We start from the raw sequence: 23,921 nt of genomic DNA, 5'->3' as shown, positions 1-23,921 counted from the left end.
AGGTGAGTGTATGACCCACCTGATTTCTGTACGCAATCAAGTTACCCCTGATTTTTCAGGTCCAGACTCCGCGGGTATCGATAACTTTCAGCGATGACAAGCGGGTTTTCGGGATGGTTTTAAACGCACTGTGATCTACGAGCAGAACGATGACGTTGGCCGAAGACAGGGCCTGATCGACCGGGCTCAGGGTTGCGATGCCTTCCAGGCGAGCAGGGAGGCGCTCGATGTTCGGCTCAACGGCCAGAACGGTGCCCGGATGATTTTTTGCAATCTGCACAGTGATCTCAAGGGATGGGCTTTCGCGCAGATCATCGATGTCCGGCTTAAACGCCAGGCCCAGACAGGCGACAGTCACATCCTTCGCTGTTTTAGCCGGGTTCTCTTGCAGATACTTGCCGATTGCGAGCGCGACCTGATCGAGTACCCATTGCGGCTTGCTGTCGTTGACCTCGCGCGCGGCGCGAATCAAGCGCGCTTCATCGGGGGTCTTGCTCACGATAAACCAAGGGTCGACAGCGATGCAGTGACCGCCTACACCAGGGCCAGGTTGCAGGATGTTGACTCGCGGGTGGTGATTAGCCAGGCGGATCAGTTCCCATACGCTGATGTCGAGCTTGTCGCAGATGATCGACAGTTCGTTGGCAAAAGCGATGTTGACGTCGCGGAAGCTGTTTTCGGTCAGCTTGCACATTTCTGCAGTGCGCGCGTCGGTGATGATGCATTCACCTTCCACGAACGTTTTATACAGACGCATTGCAGCATCCGAGCACTTGGCGGTCAGGCCGCCGATGATGCGGTCGTTCTCGATCAGCTCGCGCAGCACGTGACCCGGCAAGACGCGTTCAGGGCAGTGTGCAATACGAACGTCAGAGTCTTCGCCGTGCGTTTGCGGGAAGCTCAAGTCCGGGCGCGCTTCAGCCAGCCATGCGGACATTTGCTCGGTTGCGCCGACCGGAGAAGTCGATTCAAGGATGACCAGATCGCCTTTCTTCAAGACTGGAGCGATGGCTTTGCTGGCTGACTCGATGTAAGACAGGTCCGGTTCGTGGTCGCCCTTGAAAGGGGTCGGTACCGCAATAAGGAACGCATCGGCCGGTTCGGCAGTGGTGGTTGCGCGCAGATAACCTTCGGTTACCGCTGCCCGCACGACAATGTCCAGATCCGGTTCGATGATGTGAATTTCACCGCGATTGATCGTTGCAACGGCGTGAGGATTAACATCGACGCCTATGACTTTTTTCTTGCGTGCGGCAAAAACTGCGGCAGTGGGCAATCCGATGTAGCCGAGGCCGACTACGGAAATGGTTTCAAAGCTCATAGGTTAGCCTCTTTTAAATTGGGAAAGAGTTTCAAGAATCCGCGCGCACGCCTTGCCATCACCGTAGGGGTTGTGAGCGAAGCTCATCTGGCTGTAAGCGTTGGAGTCCGTCAGCAGGCTGCGCAAGTTGCCCGTGATAACGTCGATGTCGGTGCCAACCAGTTTGACAGTGCCTGCCTCGACGGCTTCCGGTCGTTCAGTGGTGTCACGCATGACCAGAACGGGTTTGCCCAGCGAAGGTGCTTCTTCCTGGATGCCGCCCGAATCGCTGAGGATCAGGTAGGAGCGGTCCATCAGGTACACAAAAGGCAAATAATCCAGTGGTTCAATCAGGTGAACGTTGTCGATGCCGGCCAGGAGTCGATTGACGGGCTCGCGAACATTCGGATTGAGGTGGACGGGGTAGACGATTTCGACGTCGGGAAATTCTTTCGCCGTCGTGAGCAGTGCCTGGCAGATTTTTTCAAATCCGTCACCGAAGCTTTCGCGGCGATGGCCGGTGACCAGGATGATTCGCTTCCCTTCACCCAGGAAGGAGAATTGTTGGTGAAACTGTTGCTGCAGGGTGGCGCTGTTTTTAATTCTCGCCACGACGTCCAGCAGGGCGTCGATCACTGTGTTGCCCGTGACGTGAATGCTTTGAGCGGCGACCCCTTCCCGGAGCAGATTCTGACTGGAGGTGTCTGTCGGGGCAAAGTGCAGGGCTGCCAGAGCACCGGTCAACTTGCGGTTGGCTTCTTCTGGCCAGGGCGAATAGAGATTGCCCGTGCGCAGGCCGGCCTCGACATGAGCGACAGGGATTTGCTGGTAGTAGGCCGCCAGGGTGGTGGCGAAAGTGGTAGCAGTGTCGCCATGCACGAGGACGATGTCGGGCTTGAACTCGGCGAAGACCGATTTCATGCCTTGCAAAATAGTGGTGGTGACGTCCGTCAAGTCCTGGCCAGACTTCATGATGTTCAGATCGAAGTCAGGCGTGATCTCGAAAAGATTCAGTACCTGGTCCAGCATCTCGCGATGCTGGCCGGTTACACATACCTTGGCTTCGAAGCGTTCGTCCGCCGCGAGGCTTAACGCCAAAGGGGCCATTTTGATTGCTTCGGGGCGCGTGCCAAACACACACAAGGTTTTCAAAGTCATAGCTACACCGCTATTAAAAAATAAAAAAAATTATTGCGTGCACAGGCCTATCACGCGAATGAGAGAAGGGCGAATTCGATTGGTTTTTGCACTGTTTCCTTGTGCTGCACAGAACCGCTATTTACCGCTAACGGAGTAGCGGCGCAGGCACGCAGGGTTTTGCCGGGAGTCTGATCCACAAGCAGCCCGGTGTGCGGGCGCAGGATCATTGTCTGGCGCAGATTGTCTCTGGTTGCCAAGCGGCCATCGCCGAACCCTTCCAGTATCAGAGGAGCAAAAAACATGGGCGTCGGCGAGTGTAGGAGATGGATATCATTGTCCTTTGGGGCGCGCTGTTCAATCGATCTAATCCACCCCTTCCTGGAGACAGCCTGATCCCTCTCGAGAGGGTGCTCGCAGCGGGTCTGTTTACTTCCGCTGGCATGATCTCGATCGCGGAGTGACATCTTTGTCATCGGGGGTCAACCGTTCAGTTCGTGTTAGCCGGGTCTTTCGTCGGAGACAGAAGTTTCTTACAGCGTGTCCCTGCTCGCTCTTCTTTATCGCTAAGAACTGGAAAGCTTTTTAGGCGCCGCGGATTATAGCCTTCTTTGTTCGATGCTTTCCAAGGTTGCAGCTTGATGCGTCTTCGATGCAGTGAATTTTCTTCCGGATTGGTTGTCAGGGTGCCGGCCGATTGCCAGATGTGCCTCGCCAATCGTGAAAGGCCTGATGGCGAGAGACTATTCCTTGTGGTCATCTTGATCAGTTTTGATACAACACCGGAGGGGTGTAGCTGCGATTCTTATAGGCTGCGTGCAGTTCGGGGCATTGTATCAGGTAGGAACCGCGATTCCGGCACGTTCGTCATTTTTTACCAGCACCTGCCGGGGTAACCGAGGCCGCCCGGGTTGCCCTTGCGTTTGATGGCAGTAATTTTGCCTGCAATCAGGGATTTCTGCCGCAACACAGGTATTATATCGGGATTGCCTTCGGTAGCCTGTCAGGCCCTGCCTCCCTCCAGCTGTTTTGGTACAAGGGTGCCTGATCGAAGTTTATTTTTTGATGCAGTCCTTACGCTGGTGCGGCATTTGCCCGCGCTGGTATTTCATCGTAAATCGGCCGGTTTTCTTTGCGGGTTCAAAGGCAATAGTTTATTTTTTGATTTCAGGAGCTTGGTGAGGTGTTCGATAGGGTTATGGATAAAATAAGAGCTTTTTTGTTGAGCCTTCCGCGCCGACACAAGCGGGTCCTGCAGGTAGTTGCCGATGTTGGTTTGGTTTGGGTCTCGTTATGGATGGCTTTTGTCGTTCGTCTAGGGATCGACGAAATGAACAGCCCTGTTCAACAGCACCTCTGGTTATTTCTTAGTGCTCCCGTCGTTGCCATCCCGTTGTTTATTCGATTTGGCATGTATCGCGCCGTGATGCGTTATTTCGGTAATGATGCACTTATCGCGATAATTAAAGCCGTCAGCCTTTCTTCGCTTATTCTTGGCGTCATCGTCTATTTATATAGCAATCATCAAACGGTCGTGCCCCGCTCGATTATGTTCAACTACTGGTGGTTGAGCCTGATCATGATTGGTGGCTTGCGTTTGGCAATGCGCCAGTACTTTTTGGGTGATTGGTTCGCGGCGGCGCAACATGTGCCTTTTGCCAATCGTGATAATGGTTTGCCGAAAGTGGCCATTTACGGCGCTGGCGCCGCAGGCAACCAGCTTGTTGCGGCGCTGCGCATGGGCAGGGTGATGCGCCCGGTTGCGTTCATCGATGATGACGGAAGTATTGCCGGTCGTGTCATTTCCGGGTTGCAGGTGTTCAAGCCCAAGCATATCCAGCAACTGATTGACACGACAGGTGCTCAGGAAATCCTGCTTGCAGTCCCTTCGGCCAACCGTGGGCGCCGCCGGGAAATTCTGGGCTACCTGGAGCGCTTCCCGCTTCATGTGCGCAGCGTGCCGGGATTCATGGATCTGGCCAGCGGCCGGGTCAAGGTCGACGATATCCAGGAAGTGGACATTGCCGACCTCCTTGGGCGTGATGCGGTACCGGCTCAAGAGGACCTGCTGGAGCATTGCATCACCGGCCAGTCAGTGATGGTTACCGGTGCGGGCGGATCAATCGGTTCGGAGCTGTGCCGGCAGATACTTGCTTTAAGGCCTACGACCCTGTTGTTGTTCGAACACAGCGAGTTCAACCTTTACAGCATCCTGTCCGAGCTTGAGCAGCGAATTGCGCGTGAATCGTTGTCCGTCAAACTGCTGCCGATCCTGGGTTCTGTCCGTAACGAGAACAAGTTGCTGGACGTCATGAAGACCTGGCATGTCGATACGGTTTACCACGCCGCAGCGTACAAACATGTACCTATGGTCGAGCACAATATTGCAGAAGGCGTGTTGAACAATGTCATGGGCACGTTAAATACGGCCCAGGCTGCACTTCAGGCCGGAGTTGCAAACTTTGTACTGATTTCCACCGACAAGGCTGTTCGCCCCACCAATGTAATGGGGAGTACCAAGCGACTTGCAGAGTTGACATTGCAGGCGCTCAGCCGTGAAAAAGCGCCTGTGTTGTTTGGCGACAAGTCCAGCGTGTCTCGCGTCAACAAGACCCGTTTCACCATGGTCAGGTTCGGTAATGTGTTGGGCTCGTCAGGTTCCGTGATCCCGCTTTTCCACAAGCAGATCAAGGCTGGCGGACCGTTGACCGTCACACACCCGAAAATCACCCGGTATTTCATGACCATTCCCGAGGCCGCTCAGTTGGTGATCCAGGCCGGGTCGATGGGGCAGGGCGGGGACGTTTTCGTGCTGGACATGGGCGAGCCGGTAAAAATCATCGAGTTGGCAGAGAAAATGATTCATCTGTCAGGGTTGAGTGTCCGGTCGGACAAAAATATCCACGGTGACATTTCGATCGAATTCACCGGCCTGCGTCCAGGTGAAAAGCTCTACGAAGAGCTGCTGATCGGCGACAACGTTGCGGCGACCTCGCATCCGATGATCATGACGGCCAGTGAAGATTACCTGACCTGGGATGTGCTGAAGGCGCGGTTGGGCGAATTGCTGGCAGCGGTTGATCAGGATGATTATTCGAGAGTCCGCCAGCTTCTGCGCGAAACGGTCAGCGGCTATACCCCTGACGGCGAGATCGTCGACTGGATCTATCAGCAGCGTCGCCTTGAGCCCTGATTGTTTCACATCCTGTAACTGACACATTTTTGACAGGCTCCAGACATCGCCTAAGTTTGGAAGGCAGCTTCGGAAAAGCTGCTTTCCCAATTGATGTCATGGAGCTTCATTTATGCGTACTGGCTACTTCTACTCTCTGATTTTTGCCCTCCTGAGCACTGCCTCTGTCGCCGCTATTGCTGCACCTGCGGCCAAGACGGAGGCGGGCACTGCACCTCTGGTCATGGAGGTCGCTCCCAAGGTTCAGTCCGAAAAGGTTGATTTGAATCAGGCCGACGCGTCGACCCTGCAACGGGAGTTGTCCGGCATCGGGGAAGCCAAGGCCAAGGCGATTGTTACCTATCGTGAGAGTAATGGGCCGTTTGCATCGGTGGACGAGCTGCTCGAAGTGAAGGGGATCGGCAAAGCCATTCTGGATAAGAACCGCGAAAAGCTTGAGGTGAACTAAGCTTGTAATTCAGCGCCATGGGCCGGTCATTGACCGGCCTTTTTGCATTCTGGCGTACGTGGTGATTTAGCGCCTTCCGTCGGCAGATGAAAAATTACGGCTATCATATTGTGATTAAATTATGCCTATAATAAATTCGTCATCCAGCTTGGCGCTCTGAAGCGCAGGCGCTTTTCTTTTCCTTACACATTCCAGGAGCACGTCATGAATTCTGTCCAGACCCAAGGTACGGCTCTTGTCACCGGTGCTTCATCCGGGATTGGTGCCATTTACGCTGAGCGCTTGGCCGCGCGCGGTTTTGATTTGTTGCTGGTCGCACGTGACGAACAGCGTCTTCAGGCCGCGGCGAGCAAGCTGCGCGCCGAGCATGGTGTTCAGGTCGAGGTGCTGAAAGCGGATCTCACGCAAAAGGATGATGTGCTGAAACTTGAGCAACGCCTTCGCAGCGATTCGAGTATCAGTCTGCTGCTGAATAACGCGGGTGTCGCGGCAGATGGCTTGCTGGCCAACGCCGATCTGGACCAACTGGAACGTTTGATTCAATTGAACGTAACGACGGTCACGCGCCTGGCTTCGGCGGCGGCCGCCAGTTTTGCCAAAGCCGGCCGGGGTACGATCATCAACATCGCCTCGGTGGTGGCGTTGTTCCCCGAGCGCTTCAACGCCACTTACAGCGCCAGCAAGGCTTATGTGTTGAGCCTGACCCAGTCGTTGAATGCCGAGCTGGATGGCACCGGGGTCAAAGTACAAGCGGTGTTGCCAGGCGTGACACGCACCGAAATCTGGGAGCGTTCCGGTATTGACGCAAGCCAGATCCCGGCGGACATGGTCATGGAAGCGGGCGAGATGGTCGATGCATCGTTGTCGGGGCTGGACCAGGGAGAACTGATCACTATTCCTTCGTTGCCGGATGCCTCTGACTGGGATGCGTTTGTCGCGGCGCGTCTGGTGATGGCGCCGAATCTTTCCAAAAGCAAGGCCGCTTCGCGTTACAAGTGAGGCACTCTCCATTGGCTTGAGGTAGTTGCGGTATGAGTGAACGTCGAGTGGTTGTAACGGGCATGGGTTTGGTGTCTCCGCTGGGTAGCGGGGTCGAAGCCGTCTGGGAGCGTCTGTTGGCCGGGCGTTCGGGATTGCGCAACTTGCCGGACGAAGTCGTGGCTGATCTGCCGGCCAAGGTCGGTGGCGCAGTGCCGACGCTGGCCGAAGATGCCGAGGCGGGTTTTGACCCGGATCGTGCGACGCCCCCCAAAGAGCAGAAGAAGATGGACCGCTTCATTATGTTTGCCATGGAAGCGGCGCGTCAGGCGCTTGAGCAAGCCGGTTGGCAGGCACAGGACGCCAATGCCCAGGAGCGTACGGCGACCATTATCGGTTCGGGGGTCGGTGGTTTCGGCGCGATTGCCGATGCGGTACGCACCACCGACAGTCGTGGCCCGCGGCGTTTGTCGCCTTTCACCATTCCCTCGTTTCTGGTCAATCTGGCCGCGGGCCATGTGTCGATCCAGCACGGATTCAAAGGCCCCCTGGGTGCTCCGGTAACGGCGTGCGCGGCCGGGGTTCAGGCGATTGGCGATGCGGCGCGGCTGATCCGTTGCGGCGAGGCGGACATTGCGGTGTGTGGCGGTGCGGAGGCGTCGATCGATCGTGTCAGTCTCGCCGGGTTCGCTGCGGCTCGCGCGTTGTCCAGTGGATATAACGAAACCCCGGAGCGGGCTTCGCGTCCGTTCGACCGTGACCGCGATGGTTTTGTCATGGGTGAGGGCGCAGGCCTTCTGGTGATCGAATCCCTGGAGCATGCACTGGCCCGTGGCGCGCAACCGCTGGCGGAACTGGTCGGTTACGGCACCAGCGCCGACGCCTATCACCTGACCGCCGGCCCCGAAGATGGCAGTGGTGCGCGACGGGCGATGTCGCTGGCGCTGGCTCAGGCGGGCGTTGCTGCGGCACAGGTTCAGCACCTCAATGCTCACGCAACCTCGACGCCGGTTGGGGATCTGGGCGAGTTGGCAGCGATCAAATCGTTGTTCGGCACGGATAACAAGATTGCGGTCACGTCGACCAAGTCGGCCACCGGGCATTTGCTCGGCGCGGCGGGCGGGATCGAGGCGATCTTCACGCTGTTGGCGATCCGTGATCAGATCGTGCCGGCCACCCTCAACCTGGATAACCCGGATCCGGCGGCGCAAGGTGTGGACATCGTCCATAGTCAGGCGCGGCCGATGGCCATCGAGTATGCGCTGTCCAACGGTTTCGGGTTTGGTGGGGTCAATGCCAGCGTGCTCTTCAAGCGCTGGCAGGGTTAATCCCGCGGCTTTTTGAGAAATTCGCGCGTGACGTCGAGAATCCGCTGGGCCAGATCGGCGCTCTCGACACTGCGCGACAACAGCAGCGCCCCGACCATTGCGGACATGATGAAGATGCTCTGGTCGGCGGCATCATCACCTTCAAGGGTGCCTTGTATTTGTTCGAGCCGCGCATTGAGCACCACGTCGGAGGTCGGACTTGGCTGTCCGCGCAGGCCGAGTTCCGATGACATGGTCGGCAACGGGCACCCTTCATGGGGCGAAGTCTGGTGCCATTCGGACAAGTACGCGTCAATGAACGCCTCGAGTGGGCGTTCCTGAGCGAACAGTTCGGCGCAGATGACTTCCACCTCGGCGCCTGCAGCCTGCAGGGCCTTTTCTACCAGCTCATCCTTGGACTTGAAATGCGAATAGAAGCCGCCGTGAGTCAAGCCCAGCGCTTTCATCAGGGGCTGCAAGCCGGTCGCGCCAATACCGTCGCGGCGAAATCGCGCTGAAGCTTCCTTGATGATGCGTTGGTGGGTCTGAGCTTTATGGTCCTGCGAGTAACGCATCTGGTATCTCCGCAACAATGCGCCATCTTAACCAATGGAAATGGGATGGTGACTGTACTTCTATTTCTAAAAAGCATGCAGATGCGTCCAACTCCTTCATGACGTCTCGAACAAACTGGCACGGATAGTGATTACCCGTTAGCTGACGATTGTTGAACAATCATGAGGCGATAAGTATGAACAGCGGACTGTCCCTGGCCGACCACATCACCCTGGAGTTGCGCGCCGACATCATTGGCGGTCGTTTGCTGCCCGGCATGGCGCTGGTGGAAAACGATCTGGTGTCAGCCTACAACGCTTCCCGCAACACCATCCGCGAAGCCTTGCATCGATTGGGGCAGGAAGGTCTGACCCGTTATGTGCGCAACAAAGGCGTGATGGTGCGTCGCTTGGGCGTCGACGATGTTCGGGATCTGTTCAACGTCCGCCGCACGCTGGAGTTGCAGGCCATCAGTGCCAGTCAGCCGCTGCGCGATTATCAGTCCGACCGGATGCTCGAAGCCCTGGAAGCCACCGAACTGGCCCGGGAGCGCGAAGACTGGCGAGCCGTGGGCACGCACAGCCTGGCGTTTCATCAACACATCGTCGGGTTGCTGCGCAGCCCGTTGTTCGATGAGTTCTTCACCAATGTCGTCGCGCAACTGCGCCTGGTGTTTTGCGCCGCGCCCGATGAATCACGGTTTCAGGCGCCCTGGCTGGCGCGTGACCGGCGGATTCACGAGCTGCTGGCCGAAGGCGACAAACGCGCCGCCGAGGACGCCATGAGCCGTTATCTCGACGATTCCGAGCACCTTCTATTGCAAATGCTTGCCCCTTCTTCCCATCACTGATCGAGGATTCGTGCCATGTACAAAGACTATCCGGCGGCCTACCAAGTCAGCAAAGGTTCGGCCTTGCAGGTGGATAAAGCCTTCTATGAAAAGATCCGGGATACGAAGGAGGGGCGCACGCTGATCGAGCAGTTCGAAGTGCCGATCCGCACCGGCCGCGCCTGGCATGTCCCGGCCGGGCACGTGTTTCGCGTGACCACGCCGGTCGGCCCGCAAGTCGGGGATTTCAACGTCTGGAATGCCAACGATCCGCGTGAACGCTTGTGGGCTTCGCGCACGCGGCAGTTGCAAGGGGCGCATGTCAGCACTCACGACCGGCTCTGGTCGAACCTGCCATTCTTGCGGCCGCTGGTGACCATCACCGATGACAGCCTGGCCGACTACGGCATTGACGAACATGGTGGGCGCCTGCACGACTTGCTCGGCACCCGCTGCGATCCCTATGTGAACAAAATGCTCACCGGTGAAGACTTCCACCATCACTGCCACTCCAACCTGACCCGCGCAGTGTTGCCCCATGGCCTGACCGAGTTCGACGTGCATGACGTGCTGAACATTTTCCAGTGCACCGGCCTCAATCACGACGACATGTACTTCATGAAAGCCTGTCCGGCGCAGAAGGGCGACTACCTGGAATTCTTTGCCGAGATTGATCTGTTGTGTGCGCTGTCGACCTGCCCGGGGGGCGATCTGTCGCTGGCCATGTGGGGGCCGGACGCGCAGGACCCGCTGAGCGTGTGTCGCCCGCTTGGGGTGGAGATCTACAAACTGGAGGATTCACTGCTCGAAGGCTGGAGCCAGCCGGAGCGTGCAGCGTACAAAGGGCTGCATGGCTTGCACATCGCCAAGGCCGATTGGGAAAAATAACCGTCACCTGTAGGAGCGAGCAGGCTCGCTCCTACAGGGATCAGGTTTTTTTCAGCGGTCCTGCGCATCCTTGGCATCCGCTTGCGCGTTGCGTTCAGCGACGCGTTTGCGTTGCTCATCGGTCAGTTCGACCTTGTGGGCGGTGTCACGCAACAACATCAAACCACCCACGATCGAGCCGATTGCAACGATCAGAATCAACCAGGCATACCAGGGCATAGGGCTCTCCTTGAGGGCAGGCCGATTGGCGGGTTTCGCCAATCGATCGTGCATACCACTTTGAGCGATTCAATTTCGCAGTGGTTCCATTCTATGCCTGATCGACCCGCAACACCTGCTGCGATTCAGAGCCCGGTCAACATCGCGTCCGCGGGTGCATCGGCGCGCAATTGCGCGGTCAGCATGAAGTGCACGAAACCCACGGCCATGAAGCCGAGGAAAATCGCACCGATCAGCGCGTTGAACCATGCCATCGCCACCAGGCACACCACCGCCAGCGCCAGTGCAATGGCCGGCACCAACGGGTAGCACGGCGCGCGGAAAGTGCGCTCCAGGTTCGGCTCGGTTTTACGCAGCTTGAACAGGCTGAGCATGCTCATGATGTACATCACGATCGCGCCGAACACCGCCATGGTGATCATCGCGGCGGTCAGTGTCATGCCGCCGAGGTTGATCAAGCCGTCGCTGTAGATCGCCGCGATCCCGATGACACCGCCGGCGATGATTGCCCGGTGCGGCGTCTGGAAACGCGAGAGTTTGGCCAGCGACGCTGGCAGGTAACCGGCTCGCGCAAGGGCGAAGAACTGCCGCGAGTAACCGAGGATGATCCCGTGGAAACTCGCCACCAGACCGAACAGGCCGATCCACACCAGCATGTGCAACCAGCCGGAGCTTTCGCCGACCACGGTTTTCATCGCTTGTGGCAGCGGGTCGTTGATGTTCGACAAAGTGCGCCAGTCGCCGACGCCGCCGGCAAAGAACATCACGCCCATGGCCAACAACACCAGGGTCAAAATGCCGCTGATGTACGCCTTGGGAATCGTGCGTTTCGGGTCCTTGGCTTCTTCGGCGGCCATGGCGGCGCCTTCGATGGCGAGGAAAAACCAGATGGCAAACGGAATCGCCGCGAACATCCCGGCAATCGCCGGTGCGCCGAACACATCGGAGCCGGCCCAGCCATTCAGCGCGAAGTTACTGAAGCTGAACGCCGGCGCAACCACGCCCATGAACACCAGCAATTCAGCCACCGCGAGTACGCAGACCACCAGCTCGAAGGTGGCCGCCAGTTTCACCCCGAGGATGTTCAGGCCCATGAACACGATGTAGGCGCCGACCGCTGCGTGTTTCGGGTCGAGGGCGGGGAATTGCACGTTGAGGTAGGCGCCGATCGCCAGTGCGATGGCCGGTGGGGCGAAGACGAATTCGATCAGCGTCGCCAGCCCGGCGATCAATCCGCCTTTCTCGCCAAAGGCGCGGCGGCTGTAGGCAAAGGGACCGCCGGCGTGGGGAATCGCGGTGGTCAGCTCGGTGAAGCTAAAGATGAAGCAGGTGTACATCGTGGCGACCATGAAGGACGTCACCAGAAAACCAAGTGTGCCCGCCACGCCCCAGCCGTAACTCCAGCCGAAATACTCACCGGAAATCACCAGCCCGACCGCGATGCCCCACAGGTGCAGCGTGCCCAGCGTGGGTTTGAGTTGTGTGTTCATGCGTTTGCTCCCTGAACGGTTTGGACAGCTCGGGGAGGGCGTGTGCAGTGGGCGTGCCAGTGTGGTGATGGCCGTCGTAAAGCGCAAAAAGGTGTCGTATCGGGGATGTTCGGCGCTGGATGGATGGGTTTTATGCATCAGTTGGGGGCGTTGGTGTCTGTTATGCCGTCTTCGCGGGCAAGCCTCGCTCCTACAGTTTTGAATGCGCCGATCCCCTGTAGGAGCGAGGCTTGCCCGCGAAGGGGCCCGCCCAAACACCGCTGTAACAAAGGCATAAACCCACTCTTTACACTTTCTTTATGCCCAGCCAACCCCCTCGATCTCGCTCCTTTACAGCCTTCCTTCCGACAATGACTCCACACGCGGCAATACGCCGTAACACGGAGAACTTCCATGAGCGTTCTGGACGGGGTGTCACTGCTGTTGGCAGTGGGGCTGTTCATTTATCTGTTGGTTGCGCTGTTGCGCGCGGACCGGAACTAGGAGCGGCTATGCACAGTTATGACTATTGGCTGATCCTGGCCTTCTTCGCCGTGGTGCTGATCCCGGCACCGTTTCTCGGGCGGTTCTACTACAAGGTCATGGAAGGCCAGCGCACCTGGCTGACACCGATCCTGGGACCTGTGGAGCGTGGCTGTTATCGGGTGGCCGGCGTTGATCCGCAAGCCGAACAGAGCTGGCAGAAATACACCCTGGCCTTGCTCGCCTTCAACCTTGCGGGCTTTTTGCTGTTGTTCGTGATCCTGTTGTTCCAGGACCACTTGCCGCTCAACCCGCAAAACCTGCCGGGTCAGGAGTGGACGCTGGCGTTCAACACTGCCGTCAGTTTCATGACCAATACCAACTGGCAGGGCTACAGCGGCGAAGCCTCGCTGAGCTACCTGAGCCAGATGGTCGGCCTCACCGTGCAGAACTTCGTCAGCGCCGCCACCGGCCTCGCTGTGCTGGTTGCGTTGTGCCGGGGCATCGGTCGCAAATCGACCAAAAACCTGGGCAATTTCTGGGTCGACATGACCCGCGCCACCCTCTACGGCCTGCTGCCGCTGTGCCTGCTGCTGGCGCTGTACCTGGTCTGGCAGGGCGTGCCGCAAACTTTCGCGCAGTACGTGAATGCGGTGACGATGCAAGGCGTCGATCAGGTGATCCCGCTCGGCCCGGCCGCCAGCCAGATTGCGATCAAGCAACTGGGCACCAACGGTGGCGGCTTCTTCGGCGTCAACTCGGCGCACCCGTTCGAGAACCCGACGGCGTGGAGCAACCTGTTCGAGGTGGCCTCGATCATCCTGATCCCGGTTGCCCTGGTGTTCACCTTCGGTCATTACGTCAAAGACCTGCGTCAGAGCCGCGCGATCATCGCCTGCATGCTGGCGCTGTTCCTGATTGGCGGCGCGACCTCGCTGTGGGCTGAATACCAACCGAACCCGACCCTGAACAACGTCGCCGTCGAACAGACCGCGCCGCTGGAAGGCAAGGAAGCGCGCTTCGGCACCACCGCCACGGTGTTGTGGTCGGTGACCACGACTGCCGCGTCCAACGGCTCGGTCAACGGCATGCACGACAGCCTTAACCCGCTGAGCGGCATGGTCGCGATGGTCAACATGATGGTCGGCGAAGTGATCTTCGGCGGCGTCGGTGCCGGGCTCTACGGCATGTTGCTCAACGTGCTGATCGCGGTGTTCCTCGCCGGCCTGATGATCGGCCGCACCCCGGAATACCTCGGCAAGAAACTGCAGGCCAAAGAAGTGCAATTGCTGGTGGTGACTTTGCTGGTGATGCCGGTCGGCGTGCTGGTGCTCGGTGCGATTGCCGCGAGCCTGCCGGGCCCGGTCGCCTCGGTGAGCAACCCCGGTGCCCACGGTTTCAGCCAGTTGCTGTACGCCTACACATCGGCGAGTGCCAACAACGGTTCGGCGTTCGGCGGCTTCGGTGCCAACACCGCGTTCCACAACCTGATGCTCGGTCTTGGCATGTTGATCGGTCGCTTCGGTTACATCCTCCCGGTACTGGCCCTGGCCGGCAGCCTGGCGATGAAGAAAACCGCACCGATCGGCCAGAACAGTTTCCCGACCCACGGCCCGCTGTTTGTGACGTTGCTGACCGTGACCATTTTGCTGGTGGGTGGTTTGACCTTCCTGCCGACACTGGCACTGGGTCCGATTGCAGAACATTTGAGCATGGGCTTCTGAGGAATCAATGATGAATATGCCCGTAAGTAAAGCCGCCACCGTCAAGGCGCCGGAACAACCGAAAACCGCGATCTCGGCCCTGTGGCGTCCGGCGTTGGTGCAAGCCTTCGTCAAGCTCGACCCACGGCAATTGCAACGTGCGCCGGTGATGCTGGTGGTCGAACTGACCGCCGTCCTGACCACCGTGCTGTGCTTCATTCCCGACAGCGCCGTGCCGACCTTCGTCGCTGCGCAAATTGCCTTGTGGCTGTGGTTCACCGTGCTGTTCGCCAACTTCGCCGAAGCCTTGGCCGAAGGTCGCGGCAAGGCCCGCGCCGACAGCCTCAAGGCTGGTAGCGAAGGCTTGAGCGCACGCCGCAAAACCGGCAACGGCGCCTTTCAAGTGGTGCCGGCCACCAGCCTGCGCAAGGGCGATGTGGTGCGCGTCGAAGCCGGGGAAATGATCCCCGGTGACGGCGAAGTCATCGAAGGCATCGCGGCGGTCAACGAAGCGGCGATTACCGGTGAATCCGCGCCGGTGATCCGTGAATCCGGAGGCGACCGTTCGGCCGTCACCGGCAACACCCGACTGGTCTCCGACTGGCTGCTGGTGCGCATCACCGCCAACCCTGGCGAGTCGACACTGGACCGCATGATCGCCCTGGTCGAAGGTGCCAAACGCCAGAAAACCCCGAACGAAGTGGCGCTCGACATCCTGCTGATCGGCCTGACGCTGATCTTCCTGCTGGTGGTCGTGACCCTGCAACCGTTCGCCCACTTCGCCAACGGCAGCCTGCCGCTGGTGTTCCTGGTGGCGTTATTGGTCACGCTGATTCCGACCACCATCGGCGGTTTGCTCTCGGCCATTGGTATCGCCGGCATGGACCGTCTGGTGCGCCTGAACGTGATCGCCAAGTCCGGGCGCGCCGTGGAAGCGGCGGGGGACGTACACGTCCTGCTGCTGGACAAGACCGGCACCATCACTTTCGGTAACCGTCGTTGCACCGCGGTGTATGCCGCACCGGGTGTCAGCGCCAAGGAGCTGGCCGAGGGCGCGCTGTTCGCTTCGCTGGCCGATGACACCGCGGAAGGCAAGTCCATCGTCGAGTACCTGCGCGGCATTCATCCACAACCCGAGCCTGCCACCGAAGTGCTGACAGCGGTGCCGTTCAGCGCCGAGACTCGCTTGTCCGGTGTCGACTATCAGGGCCGTGTGTATCGCAAGGGCGCGGTGGATTCGTTGCTGGCGTTCGTCGGCCTGAAACGCACCGATCTCGCCCCGGCACTGTCCCGGGAAATCGACAAGATCGCCCAGAGCGGCGGCACACCTTTGCTGGTGTGCGCCGACGGTAAATTGCTCGGCGCGATCCACCTCAAGGACGTGGTCAAGCCAGGCATCCGCGAGCGTTTTGCCGAGCTGCGCAAACTGGGGATTCGCACCGTCATGGTGACCGGCGACAACCCGCTGACCGCCGCGGCGATTGCGGCCGAAGCCGGTGTGGACGACGTGCTCGCTGAAGCTACGCCGGAGAAAAAACTGGCGCGCATTCGTCATGAGCAGAACGACGGTCGTCTGGTCGCCATGTGCGGCGACGGCGCCAACGACGCCCCGGCACTGGCCCAGGCCGACGTCGGCATGGCGATGAACGACGGCACGCAAGCCGCGCGCGAAGCGGCCAACATGGTCGACCTCGACAGCGACCCGACCAAGCTGCTGGACGTGGTGCAGATCGGCAAGGAATTGCTGGTGACTCGCGGTGCACTGACGACGTTTTCCATCGCCAACGACGTGGCCAAATACTTCGCGATTCTGCCGGCGCTGTTCGCCTCGATCTACCCGCAACTGGGTGTGCTCAACGTCATGCAACTGAGCAGTCCGCAGAGCGCGATTCTGTCGGCAATTGTGTTCAACGCCTTGATCATTGTGGTGCTGATTCCACTGGCCTTGCGTGGCGTGCGGGTGCAGGCGGCGAGTGCGGCGGCGTTGCTGCGCCGCAACCTGTTGATCTACGGACTGGGCGGGATTCTGGTGCCGTTCGTGGGCATCAAGGCGATCGACATGCTGTTGACGGCGTTGCATCTGGTTTGACCCTTGGCGAGCGCTTCGCGCTCGATCGCCGGCAAGCCGGCTCCTACAGGTGTGACACCGCCCTGTAGGAGCGAAGCTTGCTCGCGAAGAATGCACCACGGTTCATCTATATGAACACCGAATCTGTTACCCGAATTCGAGGATTTTGAAATGTCCACAATGATACGTCCGGCCCTGAGCCTGCTGGTCCTTATGACCCTGATCACCGGCATCGCTTATCCGTTGGTGGTCACTGGCGTCGCGCAGGTCGCGTTCCCTGACCAGGCCAATGGCAGCCTCGTGCGCGACGCCGACGGCAAAGTCCGCGGCTCTTCGCTGATTGCCCAGGATTTCACCGGTGACGCGTGGTTCCATCCACGCCCGTCGGCCGGTGCTTTCGCCACGGTATCGAGCAGCGCCAGCAACCTGTCGCCAAGCAATCCCGCGCTGGCCACTCGGGTGATCGACGATGCCAATAAACTGCTGGTGCCAGGCCAGGGGGCGGTGCCGTTGGCGCTGCTGACCACTTCTGGCAGCGGGCTTGATCCGCACTTGCCACCAGCGGCGATTGCCTATCAACTGGCGCGTGTTGCGGCGACGCGGAATCTGCCGGTGTCTACGCTTCAGAATCTGCTGGCCGCGCACATCGAACAGCCGTTGGTAGGCCCGCCGGTGGTGAATGTGTTGGCGCTGAACATGGCGCTGGAAAAGTTGTAAATCGGTGGCGTCGCCAATCGCTAGCAGGCTAGCTCCCACATGGAAATGCATACCCCCTGTGGGAGCTAGCCTGCTAGCGATGGCGATAGAACAATCACCACATCAACACCTGAAAAAAGAGAGCTTCAAACATGAGTGACTCCGGCCGCGCCGACGCGCTGTTAGCAGACCTGCCCCGCGATGGCCGTGGCCGGCTCAAGGTTTTTCTCGGTGCCGCGCCCGGTGTCGGCAAGACCTACGCCATGCTGCAAGCGGCCCACACTCAACTGCGCCAGGGCGTAAAAGTCATCGCCGGCGTGGTCGAAACCCACGGCCGTGCCGAAACCGAAGCGCTGCTCGGCGGCTTGCCGCAGCAACCGCTGGTGCGCTCGGAATACCGTGGCGTGATGCTCGAAGAAATGGACCTCGACGGCCTGCTCGCAGCCAAACCGAAACTGGTGCTGGTCGACGAACTTGCCCATAGCAACGCCCCCGGCAGTCGTCACGCCAAGCGCTGGCAAGACATTCAGGAATTGCTCGCCGCCGGCATCGACGTCTTCACCACGGTCAACGTCCAGCACCTGGAAAGCCTCAACGACCAGGTGCGCGGCATCACCGGTGTGCAGGTCCGCGAAACCTTGCCGGACTGGGTGCTGCAAGAAGCCTATGAACTGCTGCTGATCGACTTGCCGCCACGCGAGCTGCTCGAACGACTGCGCGACGGCAAGGTCTACGTGCCGGAGCAGGCGCGGGCGGCCATCGATGCGTTTTTCACCCAAACCAACCTCACCGCCCTGCGCGAATTGGCGATGCAGACGGCAGCGGCTCAGGTCGATAACGATCTGGCGCAAGGGTATCGCCAGCTCGGCCAGGCGGCACCTGCAGTGCGCGGTCGGCTGCTGGTCGGTGTCGATGGCGATGCTCAGGCCGAACGCCTGGTGCGTCACGCCAGTCGTGTCGCCCAGCGCCGGCATTTGCCGTGGAGCCTGGTGCACGTGGACAACGGCAGCGTGCGCGACGAGCAATCGCGCCTGCGTCTGCAAAGTGCCCAGCAACTGGCCGAACGTCTCGGTGGCGAAGTGGTGTTGTTGCGTGCCGGCGAAGTTGCGAAAACCCTGATCCAGCACGCTGCCGAACGCCGCGCCAGCCTGGTGTTGGTCGGTCAGTCCCGGCAGCGTTTGCGTCGGCGCCTGTTCGGCGGTGGTCTGGCCTCACGCTTGCTGCGCGATGCACGTGGACTGGAAATCAACGTCCTCGACAGCGATCACGAACAGCATCAGCCGCGCCAGCGTTCGGCGCAGTCACTGGTGTGGTTCGACTATGCGCTGGCGCTGGTTGCAACCGTGCTCGCCAGCGCACTGGCCTGGGCCGTGGCGAGTGTCTTGCCGCTGCCGAACATCTCGCTGGTGTTCCTCGCCGCCGTGTTGCTGGTGGCGGTGCGCAGCAGCCTCGGCCCGGCGCTGGCCTGTGCGGCGCTGTCGTTTCTGACCTACGATTTTTTGTTCATTCCGCCGAATTTTTCCTTCAGCATCCAGCGCGAAGAAGACGTACTGACGCTGCTGTTTTTCCTGCTGATGGCTGCGCTCACCGGCAACCTCGCGGCGCGCCAGCGCCGGCAATTGCAGGCGTTGCGCGATACGCAGGAAGAGACCACCGAACTGCTCGACCTGTCGCGCAAACTCACCGCCGCCACCGACCGCCAGGCCGTGGTCAGCGCCGCCGCGCAGCACCTCAACGGCTGGAAAGACGTGCAGCTGTGCCTGCTTAATCGCGACGGTCAGGCGGGCTGGAAAGTCGAAACCGGTGGCCCCCTGGAATTCACCGAAGCCGAACGCGCCGCCGCCGATTGGGCCTGGCAACACGATCAACCGGCGGGCGCGGGCACCGGCACGTTGCCGTTCGGGCGTTGGTGGTGGTGGCCGCTTTCGGTGGAAGACGGGCCGCTGGCGTTGCTCGGCGTCTGTGCCAAAGAAGGGCAGACCTTGAGCGGTCAGCGTCGACGTTTGTTGACCGCGCTCAGTCAGCCGCTGGCCCAGGCGCTGGCACGCGCACAACTGGCCGAAGACCTGGAAGCGGCGCGGCTGCACGGCGAAACCGAGCAACTGCGCAGTGCCTTGCTGGCCTCGGTATCCCACGATCTGCGCACACCGTTGACCTCCATGCGCGGCAGCATCGACAGCCTGTTGGCGCTCGGCGAAGCCATCCCGCTGGAGGATCGTCGCGAACTGCTTGAAGGCACGCGTGATGAAGCCGAGCGCCTCGATCGCTACATTCAAAACCTGCTGGACATGACCCGCCTCGGTCACGGCGCGCTGAAGCTCGCGCGGGACTGGGTGTCACCGGCCGACATCGTTGGCAGTTCGCTCAATCGCCTGCGTGCGGTGCTGGCGCCGTTGCAGGTCAGCACTGATGTGCCCGCGCAACTGCCGCTGCTGTTCGTTCACGCCGCGCTGATCGAGCAGGCGCTGGTCAACGTGCTGGAAAACGCCGCACGGTTTTCACCGGTGCATGGGCGTTTGCAATTGCGCGCTGGCGTGGATGAAAACGAGCTGTTCTTTTCGGTCAGCGATGAAGGCCCGGGCATTCCGGAGGAGGAGCGGGCGAAGATTTTCGACATGTTCTACACCGCCGCACGCGGTGATCGTGGCGGGCAGGGGACCGGGCTGGGGCTGGCGATCTGTCAGGGCATGGTCGGCGCGCACGGCGGGCGCATCAGCGTCGGTGACGGCATCGACGGGCGCGGCACCTGCATCACCCTTCACTTGCCCTTGCAGGAACAGCCTTCCTTTGAAATCGAGAGCGGACAGTGAGTACTGAAAGTGAAGCCTGATACCCTTTGGACATCTCCATGCCGCGACCGGAAACCATGAGCCAGACCGCGACCATTTTGGTCATCGACGACGAACCGCAGATCCGCAAGTTCCTGCGCATCAGCCTCGCCTCCCAAGGCTACAAAGTGCTGGAGGCCGGCACCGGCACCGAAGGCCTGGCGCAAGCCGCATTGAACAAACCCGATTTGCTGGTGCTCGACCTCGGCCTGCCGGACATGGACGGCCAGCAAGTGCTGCGCGAGTTCCGTGAGTGGTCGACGGTGCCAGTGCTGGTGCTGTCGGTGCGCGCCGGTGAAGGTCAGAAGGTCGAAGCGCTGGATGGCGGAGCCAATGACTACGTGACCAAGCCGTTCGGCATTCAGGAATTTCTGGCGCGGGTGCGTGCCCTGTTGCGTCAGGCGCCGGTGGGCGAGGCGCAACAAGCGGCGTTGACGTTCGGCCCGTTGACCGTGGATCTGGCGTATCGCCGGGTGCTGCTCGAAGGCGTCGAAGTGGCGTTGACCCGCAAGGAATACGCAGTGCTGGCGCAACTGGCGCGGCATCCGGGAAGGGTCATCACCCAGCAGCAATTGCTCAAGGATATCTGGGGGCCGACCCATACCGAAGACAGTCACTATCTGCGGATTGTGGTGGGGCATTTGCGGCAGAAGCTGGCGGATGATCCGACGCAGCCACGGTTTATCGTGACCGAGGCGGGGGTTGGGTATCGGTTGTTGAGTGAGGGTGGCCTCTGATTTTTGCGCTGGATTTTCAGGCCCCATCGCGAGCAGGCTCGCTCCCACAGTAGATTGAGGTGAACCACAGATTTTGCGTCCACTGAAAATCAAATGTGGGAGCGAGCCTGCTCGCGATGAGGCCCTCACATTCACCCGAGACCCTCAGGAATCCCGCTCATTCTCATACCGATCCAAGGTGTCCCGCGCAATCTCGCGCCCCAGCGCGATCAACTCCGGGGCCTTGTAAAACTCGAAGAACCGGCACACCCGCTTCGGCACGTTGATCAGAATATCCGGCGGATAGCCGGCGATCTTGTACTGCGCCAACGACGTCTGCATCACCTCGAAACTCTGGTTGATCAAATCCAGCAAGGACGCCGGTCCCACGTTGTCGATGATGAATGAACCGGTGGCCGACTTCGGCGCACCGTCGCGTTCAGGGGCGGCTGCCGGTTGCTGGGCTTCGGGTTCGGCGGACTCGACCCAGGGATTGATCTCGGCCGCCTCAGCCATCAACGCTTCCTTTTCCAGCAACAGCAATTGTTCTGCCTGTTTGCGGCGGAACGGCATTTTCGAACCCAGCGAGTTGATCAGGCTGTCGAACCGGGTCCTGAACGCGGCAGGGCGCTGGATCACCGGCAATTGATAGTGACGCTGGTTGGTGGAGTTGAGGTTGACCGCGATGATCAGGTCGCAATGGCTCGACACCACGGGCACGATCGGCAACGGGTTGAGAATGCCGCCGTCCACCAGCATGCGATTGCCTTGCATCACCGGGGTGAACAGGCTCGGGATGGCCGCCGAGGCGCGCATCGCCTGGTGCAGACAGCCTTCCTGAAACCAGATTTCCTGCTGGTTGGTCAGGTCGGTGGCCACCGCCGTGTAGGGGATGCGCAAGTCTTCGATATTGATTTCGCCGACGATTTTGCGGATCTGCCCGAAGACCTTCTCGCCGCGAATCGCCCCCAGCCGAAAACTGACGTCCACCAGGCGCAACACGTCGAGGTAATCCAGGCTTTCGATCCAGTTACGGTATTCGTCCAGTTTGCCAGCGGCATAAATCCCGCCGACCACCGCACCCATCGAGCAGCCGGCAATGCAGGAGATGTCGTAGCCACGCCGTTCGATCTCTTCAATGACCCCGATATGGGCATATCCTCGGGCCCCACCTGAGCCCAGCACCAGTGCGACGCGCTTTTTCATGAATCGCCCTCGTCTGACAAGGTTCAACAATGCACCCATCGAGGGGCGCGCTTCAATCGTCAAGGTCGCTTGGCAGGGTGAAGGCGTCGTTTTTTCGACACTCCATGGCGGCAGATGGTTATTCTCCCGAGCGCTATAGTTTCGGCGGCGGGAGCAAGGCACTTTTCACGCGCCGGACCGTCTTACGTGCACGACTGTTTTCCTATTGTTGAGGTGTGAGTGATGAAAGCCTGGATCTGTGTGCCCTTGATTGCGCTGGCACTCGCCGGTTGTGCCGGCAAAACCGCTTACCGTGACAGCTGCGGCAACGGGCTCGATGCGGCGTGGCGTGAGCTGGACCTGGCCAAGGCCGAAGGTTTTGCCGGCACCGTCAGCTACTCCAAGGCCCTGTCGTTGCTGACCGGCGCCAAGACCCAGCAGCAATTCGAAGCGTTCGAAGGCTGCGCCAGGAAAGCCGAGAAGGCGCGCTTTTATATTCGTGAGTCACGCGCTGGCCGTTAAACAAGGCGCTAATCTGTAGGAGCCGGCTTGCTGGTGAAGGCGTCATCACGGCTGCCATCGCCAGCAAGCCGGCTCCTACAATTGGAGTCGATCACATGATTAATCGGTTGGTGGCTCAAGTTCTGGGCCTGGAAGTCCGTTTACTGGCCTGTCAGGCCCGATTGAATGCCCGCACCGACCCGGAAGCGTTGCACGATCTGCGCACCACGGTTCGCCGTTTGCGCAGCCTGCTGCGACCATTGCGTGGTTTGCCCGGTGTCGAGCAACTGGAAGCGGCGGCGTCGGCCGTGGGGCAGTTGACCACGCCGTTGCGCGATCGCGAAGTGCTGGCGGCGTATTTGCTCGAGCACGATCAACCCGAGGCGGCGCAACGGCGCATGGCGCAGATGGCCGAGGCTTACCCGGCGGTTGCGGCGAGTCCTGAGCTGTTGCAGTTGCTGATGATCCTTGACGCCTTTCCGCGCTTTATACGCGCCTCGCAGCGTCAGGGTTTGCTCAAGGGCTTGCGTCAACGGATCGAGAAACGCCTGGCCAAACAATGGAAGAAACTCGACCAGGCGCTGCACGATCCCGCCCATGATCGCCATCGTCTGCGCTTGTTGATCAAGCGCGTGCGCTATGGCATCGAGGCGTATCCCGAGCTGGATCGCTTGCCGAAACCGGCGCTGCCCAGACTGAAGTCGGCCCAGGCCGCGTTGGGCGATTGGCACGACTGCTGGCAATGGCTGGCCCGGGCCGAACAGGAAGCCGATTTGCAGCCTTGCGTGGCGGTCTGGAAAACTACCATGGCCCAGGCCGAGGGACGCGCGGACCGTGTGCTCGACAAACTAAGTGCCAGCTGTTTCAGATCCTGAAACCACCATGGATGACTTGATCACTAATTGGCTGGACAACACAGAACCTTGTGGGAGCGAGCCTGCTCGCGATCGCGGTAAATCAGCAGCATCAATGTCGGATGTTGTACCGCTATCGCGAGCAGGCTCGCTCCCACATGGGTTCGGTGTGGAGCCGAGCCATGCGCGGCCCATCTGTCCGTACTTTTGGCCGGAATAAGCGCTGTGCCGTTTTAGCTGGCTGGTTAAGATCTCTTTATTCCTTTTCTGCCCTTGAGGTTTCCATGCGCTTTTCCGATCTGCTCGACGCCGTCCGCAGCCAGCCGCTGGAGCTGTCTATTCCGGCCGAATGGGCGCAGGGTCGCGCCAGTTTTGGTGGCCTGGTGGCCGCCTTGCAATACGAAGCCATGCGCGCGAAGGTGCCGGCGGATCGTCCTGTACGTTCGCTGGCGATCACCTTTGTCGGGCCGGTCGAGCCTGAAGTGCCGGTCAGTTTTGAGGTCGACGTCCTGCGCGAAGGCAAGGCGGTCAGCCAGGTACTGGGTCGGGCGATGCAGAAGGGCC

The 23,921-nt window shown here is 60.0% G+C and carries 21 protein-coding genes; 15 read left to right on the top strand and 6 right to left on the bottom strand.

Going from position 1 to position 23,921, the window contains the following annotated elements:
* Positions 1-55 precede the first annotated feature (55 nt).
* On the bottom strand, positions 56-1,321 hold the full coding sequence (gene wecC, locus J4E42_RS12060; protein WP_192416960.1) for a UDP-N-acetyl-D-mannosamine dehydrogenase: 1,266 nt from the start codon (positions 1,319-1,321) through the stop codon (positions 56-58).
* 3 nt (positions 1,322-1,324) lie between these two features.
* Entirely contained in the window at positions 1,325-2,458 is a 1,134-nt protein-coding gene (wecB, locus tag J4E42_RS12055; RefSeq protein ID WP_008042169.1) for a non-hydrolyzing UDP-N-acetylglucosamine 2-epimerase, read from the bottom strand.
* A gap of 1,177 nt (positions 2,459-3,635) precedes the next feature.
* On the opposite strand from wecB, the gene J4E42_RS12050 reads away from it, so the two are divergent.
* From J4E42_RS12050 to fabF, 4 genes are all read left to right on the top strand, one after another.
* Positions 3,636-5,630, top strand: a complete 1,995-nt coding sequence (locus J4E42_RS12050) for a nucleoside-diphosphate sugar epimerase/dehydratase (RefSeq protein ID WP_032832695.1) — start codon at positions 3,636-3,638, stop codon at positions 5,628-5,630.
* Between the two features lie 112 nt (positions 5,631-5,742).
* Positions 5,743-6,078 (top strand): helix-hairpin-helix domain-containing protein, encoded by a 336-nt coding sequence (locus J4E42_RS12045; RefSeq protein ID WP_008042174.1) that lies wholly within the window; start codon positions 5,743-5,745, stop codon positions 6,076-6,078.
* Positions 6,079-6,282: 204 nt separating this feature from the next.
* Complete coding sequence (locus J4E42_RS12040) at positions 6,283-7,077, top strand: SDR family oxidoreductase (RefSeq protein WP_008031779.1); 795 nt, start codon at positions 6,283-6,285, stop codon at positions 7,075-7,077.
* A gap of 32 nt (positions 7,078-7,109) precedes the next feature.
* Entirely contained in the window at positions 7,110-8,384 is a 1,275-nt protein-coding gene (gene fabF, locus J4E42_RS12035) for a beta-ketoacyl-ACP synthase II (RefSeq protein WP_207285329.1), read from the top strand.
* Here the strand turns inward: fabF and J4E42_RS12030 are convergent.
* The gene (locus tag J4E42_RS12030; protein WP_207285328.1) at positions 8,381-8,938 is read right to left on the bottom strand and encodes a TetR/AcrR family transcriptional regulator; all 558 of its coding nucleotides are present in this window, start codon (positions 8,936-8,938) and stop codon (positions 8,381-8,383) included. The genes fabF and J4E42_RS12030 overlap by 4 nt on opposite strands.
* 176 nt (positions 8,939-9,114) lie before the next feature.
* Between J4E42_RS12030 and J4E42_RS12025 the strand changes: the two genes are divergently transcribed.
* Positions 9,115-9,768 carry a GntR family transcriptional regulator gene (locus tag J4E42_RS12025; protein ID WP_207285327.1) on the top strand — a complete coding sequence of 218 codons (654 nt, stop codon included), beginning with the start codon at positions 9,115-9,117 and terminating at the stop codon, positions 9,766-9,768.
* Positions 9,769-9,783: 15 nt separating this feature from the next.
* Positions 9,784-10,635 carry a DUF1989 domain-containing protein gene (locus tag J4E42_RS12020; RefSeq protein WP_008031773.1) on the top strand — a complete coding sequence of 284 codons (852 nt, stop codon included), beginning with the start codon at positions 9,784-9,786 and terminating at the stop codon, positions 10,633-10,635.
* Positions 10,636-10,686: 51 nt separating this feature from the next.
* Here the strand turns inward: J4E42_RS12020 and J4E42_RS12015 are convergent, their stop codons facing one another.
* Both J4E42_RS12015 and eat read right to left on the bottom strand, forming a co-directional pair.
* Positions 10,687-10,854, bottom strand: a complete 168-nt coding sequence (locus J4E42_RS12015; protein WP_008031772.1) for a DUF2897 family protein — start codon at positions 10,852-10,854, stop codon at positions 10,687-10,689.
* Positions 10,855-10,979: 125 nt separating this feature from the next.
* A complete protein-coding gene (gene eat / locus J4E42_RS12010; RefSeq protein WP_207285326.1) occupies positions 10,980-12,344 on the bottom strand; it encodes an ethanolamine permease in 1,365 nt (454 codons plus the stop codon).
* Positions 12,345-12,737: 393 nt separating this feature from the next.
* Here eat and kdpF point away from each other — a divergent pair, with 393 nt between their 5' ends.
* From kdpF to J4E42_RS11980, 6 genes are all read left to right on the top strand, one after another.
* Positions 12,738-12,827, top strand: a complete 90-nt coding sequence (gene kdpF / locus J4E42_RS12005; protein WP_007899818.1) for a K(+)-transporting ATPase subunit F — start codon at positions 12,738-12,740, stop codon at positions 12,825-12,827.
* A gap of 8 nt (positions 12,828-12,835) precedes the next feature.
* On the top strand, positions 12,836-14,530 hold the full coding sequence (gene kdpA / locus J4E42_RS12000; protein ID WP_207285325.1) for a potassium-transporting ATPase subunit KdpA: 1,695 nt from the start codon (positions 12,836-12,838) through the stop codon (positions 14,528-14,530).
* A 10-nt stretch (positions 14,531-14,540) separates the two neighbouring features.
* Positions 14,541-16,598: a potassium-transporting ATPase subunit KdpB gene (gene kdpB, locus J4E42_RS11995; protein WP_032832696.1), complete on the top strand. Its 2,058-nt coding sequence runs from the start codon at positions 14,541-14,543 to the stop codon at positions 16,596-16,598.
* Positions 16,599-16,748: 150 nt separating this feature from the next.
* Positions 16,749-17,294, top strand: coding sequence for a potassium-transporting ATPase subunit KdpC (gene kdpC / locus J4E42_RS11990; protein ID WP_207285324.1), 546 nt, complete (start codon positions 16,749-16,751; stop codon positions 17,292-17,294).
* Positions 17,295-17,425: 131 nt separating this feature from the next.
* Positions 17,426-20,083, top strand: coding sequence for a sensor histidine kinase KdpD (locus tag J4E42_RS11985; RefSeq protein WP_008042182.1), 2,658 nt, complete (start codon positions 17,426-17,428; stop codon positions 20,081-20,083).
* Between the two features lie 56 nt (positions 20,084-20,139).
* Positions 20,140-20,838, top strand: a complete 699-nt coding sequence (locus tag J4E42_RS11980) for a response regulator (protein WP_032828669.1) — start codon at positions 20,140-20,142, stop codon at positions 20,836-20,838.
* 144 nt (positions 20,839-20,982) lie between these two features.
* On the opposite strand, the gene J4E42_RS11975 is transcribed toward J4E42_RS11980, so the two are convergent.
* Positions 20,983-22,023, bottom strand: a complete 1,041-nt coding sequence (locus tag J4E42_RS11975; RefSeq protein ID WP_008042183.1) for a patatin-like phospholipase family protein — start codon at positions 22,021-22,023, stop codon at positions 20,983-20,985.
* Positions 22,024-22,245: 222 nt separating this feature from the next.
* Between J4E42_RS11975 and J4E42_RS11970 the strand changes: the two genes are divergently transcribed.
* The 3 genes from J4E42_RS11970 to J4E42_RS11960 all read left to right on the top strand — a co-directional run.
* Positions 22,246-22,524, top strand: coding sequence for a hypothetical protein (locus tag J4E42_RS11970; RefSeq protein ID WP_008027298.1), 279 nt, complete (start codon positions 22,246-22,248; stop codon positions 22,522-22,524).
* Positions 22,525-22,619: 95 nt separating this feature from the next.
* A complete protein-coding gene (locus J4E42_RS11965) occupies positions 22,620-23,378 on the top strand; it encodes a CHAD domain-containing protein (RefSeq protein WP_207285323.1) in 759 nt (252 codons plus the stop codon).
* A gap of 263 nt (positions 23,379-23,641) precedes the next feature.
* Positions 23,642-23,921: acyl-CoA thioesterase domain-containing protein (locus tag J4E42_RS11960; RefSeq protein ID WP_207285322.1), on the top strand; the 280-nt coding region annotated here is incomplete at its 3' end.

Origin of the sequence: Pseudomonas sp. FW300-N2A2 (assembly GCF_017351735.1) — a bacterium.
Classification (GTDB): Bacteria; Pseudomonadota; Gammaproteobacteria; order Pseudomonadales; family Pseudomonadaceae; genus Aquipseudomonas; species Aquipseudomonas migulae.
The sequence above is the reverse complement of the archived record's forward strand: the minus strand, read 5'-3'. Positions and strand labels throughout refer to the sequence as shown.

What these genes read in the sequence shown, in the direction of transcription:
- wecC (WP_192416960.1), bottom strand. Translation starts at nt 1,321, where the DNA reads ATGAGCTTTGAAACCATTTCCGTAGTCGGCCTCGGCTACATCGGATTG.
- wecB (WP_008042169.1), bottom strand. Translation starts at nt 2,458, where the DNA reads ATGACTTTGAAAACCTTGTGTGTGTTTGGCACGCGCCCCGAAGCAATC.
- J4E42_RS12050 (WP_032832695.1), top strand. Translation starts at nt 3,636, where the DNA reads ATGGATAAAATAAGAGCTTTTTTGTTGAGCCTTCCGCGCCGACACAAG.
- J4E42_RS12045 (WP_008042174.1), top strand. Translation starts at nt 5,743, where the DNA reads ATGCGTACTGGCTACTTCTACTCTCTGATTTTTGCCCTCCTGAGCACT.
- J4E42_RS12040 (WP_008031779.1), top strand. Translation starts at nt 6,283, where the DNA reads ATGAATTCTGTCCAGACCCAAGGTACGGCTCTTGTCACCGGTGCTTCA.
- fabF (WP_207285329.1), top strand. Translation starts at nt 7,110, where the DNA reads ATGAGTGAACGTCGAGTGGTTGTAACGGGCATGGGTTTGGTGTCTCCG.
- J4E42_RS12030 (WP_207285328.1), bottom strand. Translation starts at nt 8,938, where the DNA reads ATGCGTTACTCGCAGGACCATAAAGCTCAGACCCACCAACGCATCATC.
- J4E42_RS12025 (WP_207285327.1), top strand. Translation starts at nt 9,115, where the DNA reads ATGAACAGCGGACTGTCCCTGGCCGACCACATCACCCTGGAGTTGCGC.
- J4E42_RS12020 (WP_008031773.1), top strand. Translation starts at nt 9,784, where the DNA reads ATGTACAAAGACTATCCGGCGGCCTACCAAGTCAGCAAAGGTTCGGCC.
- J4E42_RS12015 (WP_008031772.1), bottom strand. Translation starts at nt 10,854, where the DNA reads ATGCCCTGGTATGCCTGGTTGATTCTGATCGTTGCAATCGGCTCGATC.
- eat (WP_207285326.1), bottom strand. Translation starts at nt 12,344, where the DNA reads ATGAACACACAACTCAAACCCACGCTGGGCACGCTGCACCTGTGGGGC.
- kdpF (WP_007899818.1), top strand. Translation starts at nt 12,738, where the DNA reads ATGAGCGTTCTGGACGGGGTGTCACTGCTGTTGGCAGTGGGGCTGTTC.
- kdpA (WP_207285325.1), top strand. Translation starts at nt 12,836, where the DNA reads ATGCACAGTTATGACTATTGGCTGATCCTGGCCTTCTTCGCCGTGGTG.
- kdpB (WP_032832696.1), top strand. Translation starts at nt 14,541, where the DNA reads ATGAATATGCCCGTAAGTAAAGCCGCCACCGTCAAGGCGCCGGAACAA.
- kdpC (WP_207285324.1), top strand. Translation starts at nt 16,749, where the DNA reads ATGTCCACAATGATACGTCCGGCCCTGAGCCTGCTGGTCCTTATGACC.
- J4E42_RS11985 (WP_008042182.1), top strand. Translation starts at nt 17,426, where the DNA reads ATGAGTGACTCCGGCCGCGCCGACGCGCTGTTAGCAGACCTGCCCCGC.
- J4E42_RS11980 (WP_032828669.1), top strand. Translation starts at nt 20,140, where the DNA reads ATGAGCCAGACCGCGACCATTTTGGTCATCGACGACGAACCGCAGATC.
- J4E42_RS11975 (WP_008042183.1), bottom strand. Translation starts at nt 22,023, where the DNA reads ATGAAAAAGCGCGTCGCACTGGTGCTGGGCTCAGGTGGGGCCCGAGGA.
- J4E42_RS11970 (WP_008027298.1), top strand. Translation starts at nt 22,246, where the DNA reads ATGAAAGCCTGGATCTGTGTGCCCTTGATTGCGCTGGCACTCGCCGGT.
- J4E42_RS11965 (WP_207285323.1), top strand. Translation starts at nt 22,620, where the DNA reads ATGATTAATCGGTTGGTGGCTCAAGTTCTGGGCCTGGAAGTCCGTTTA.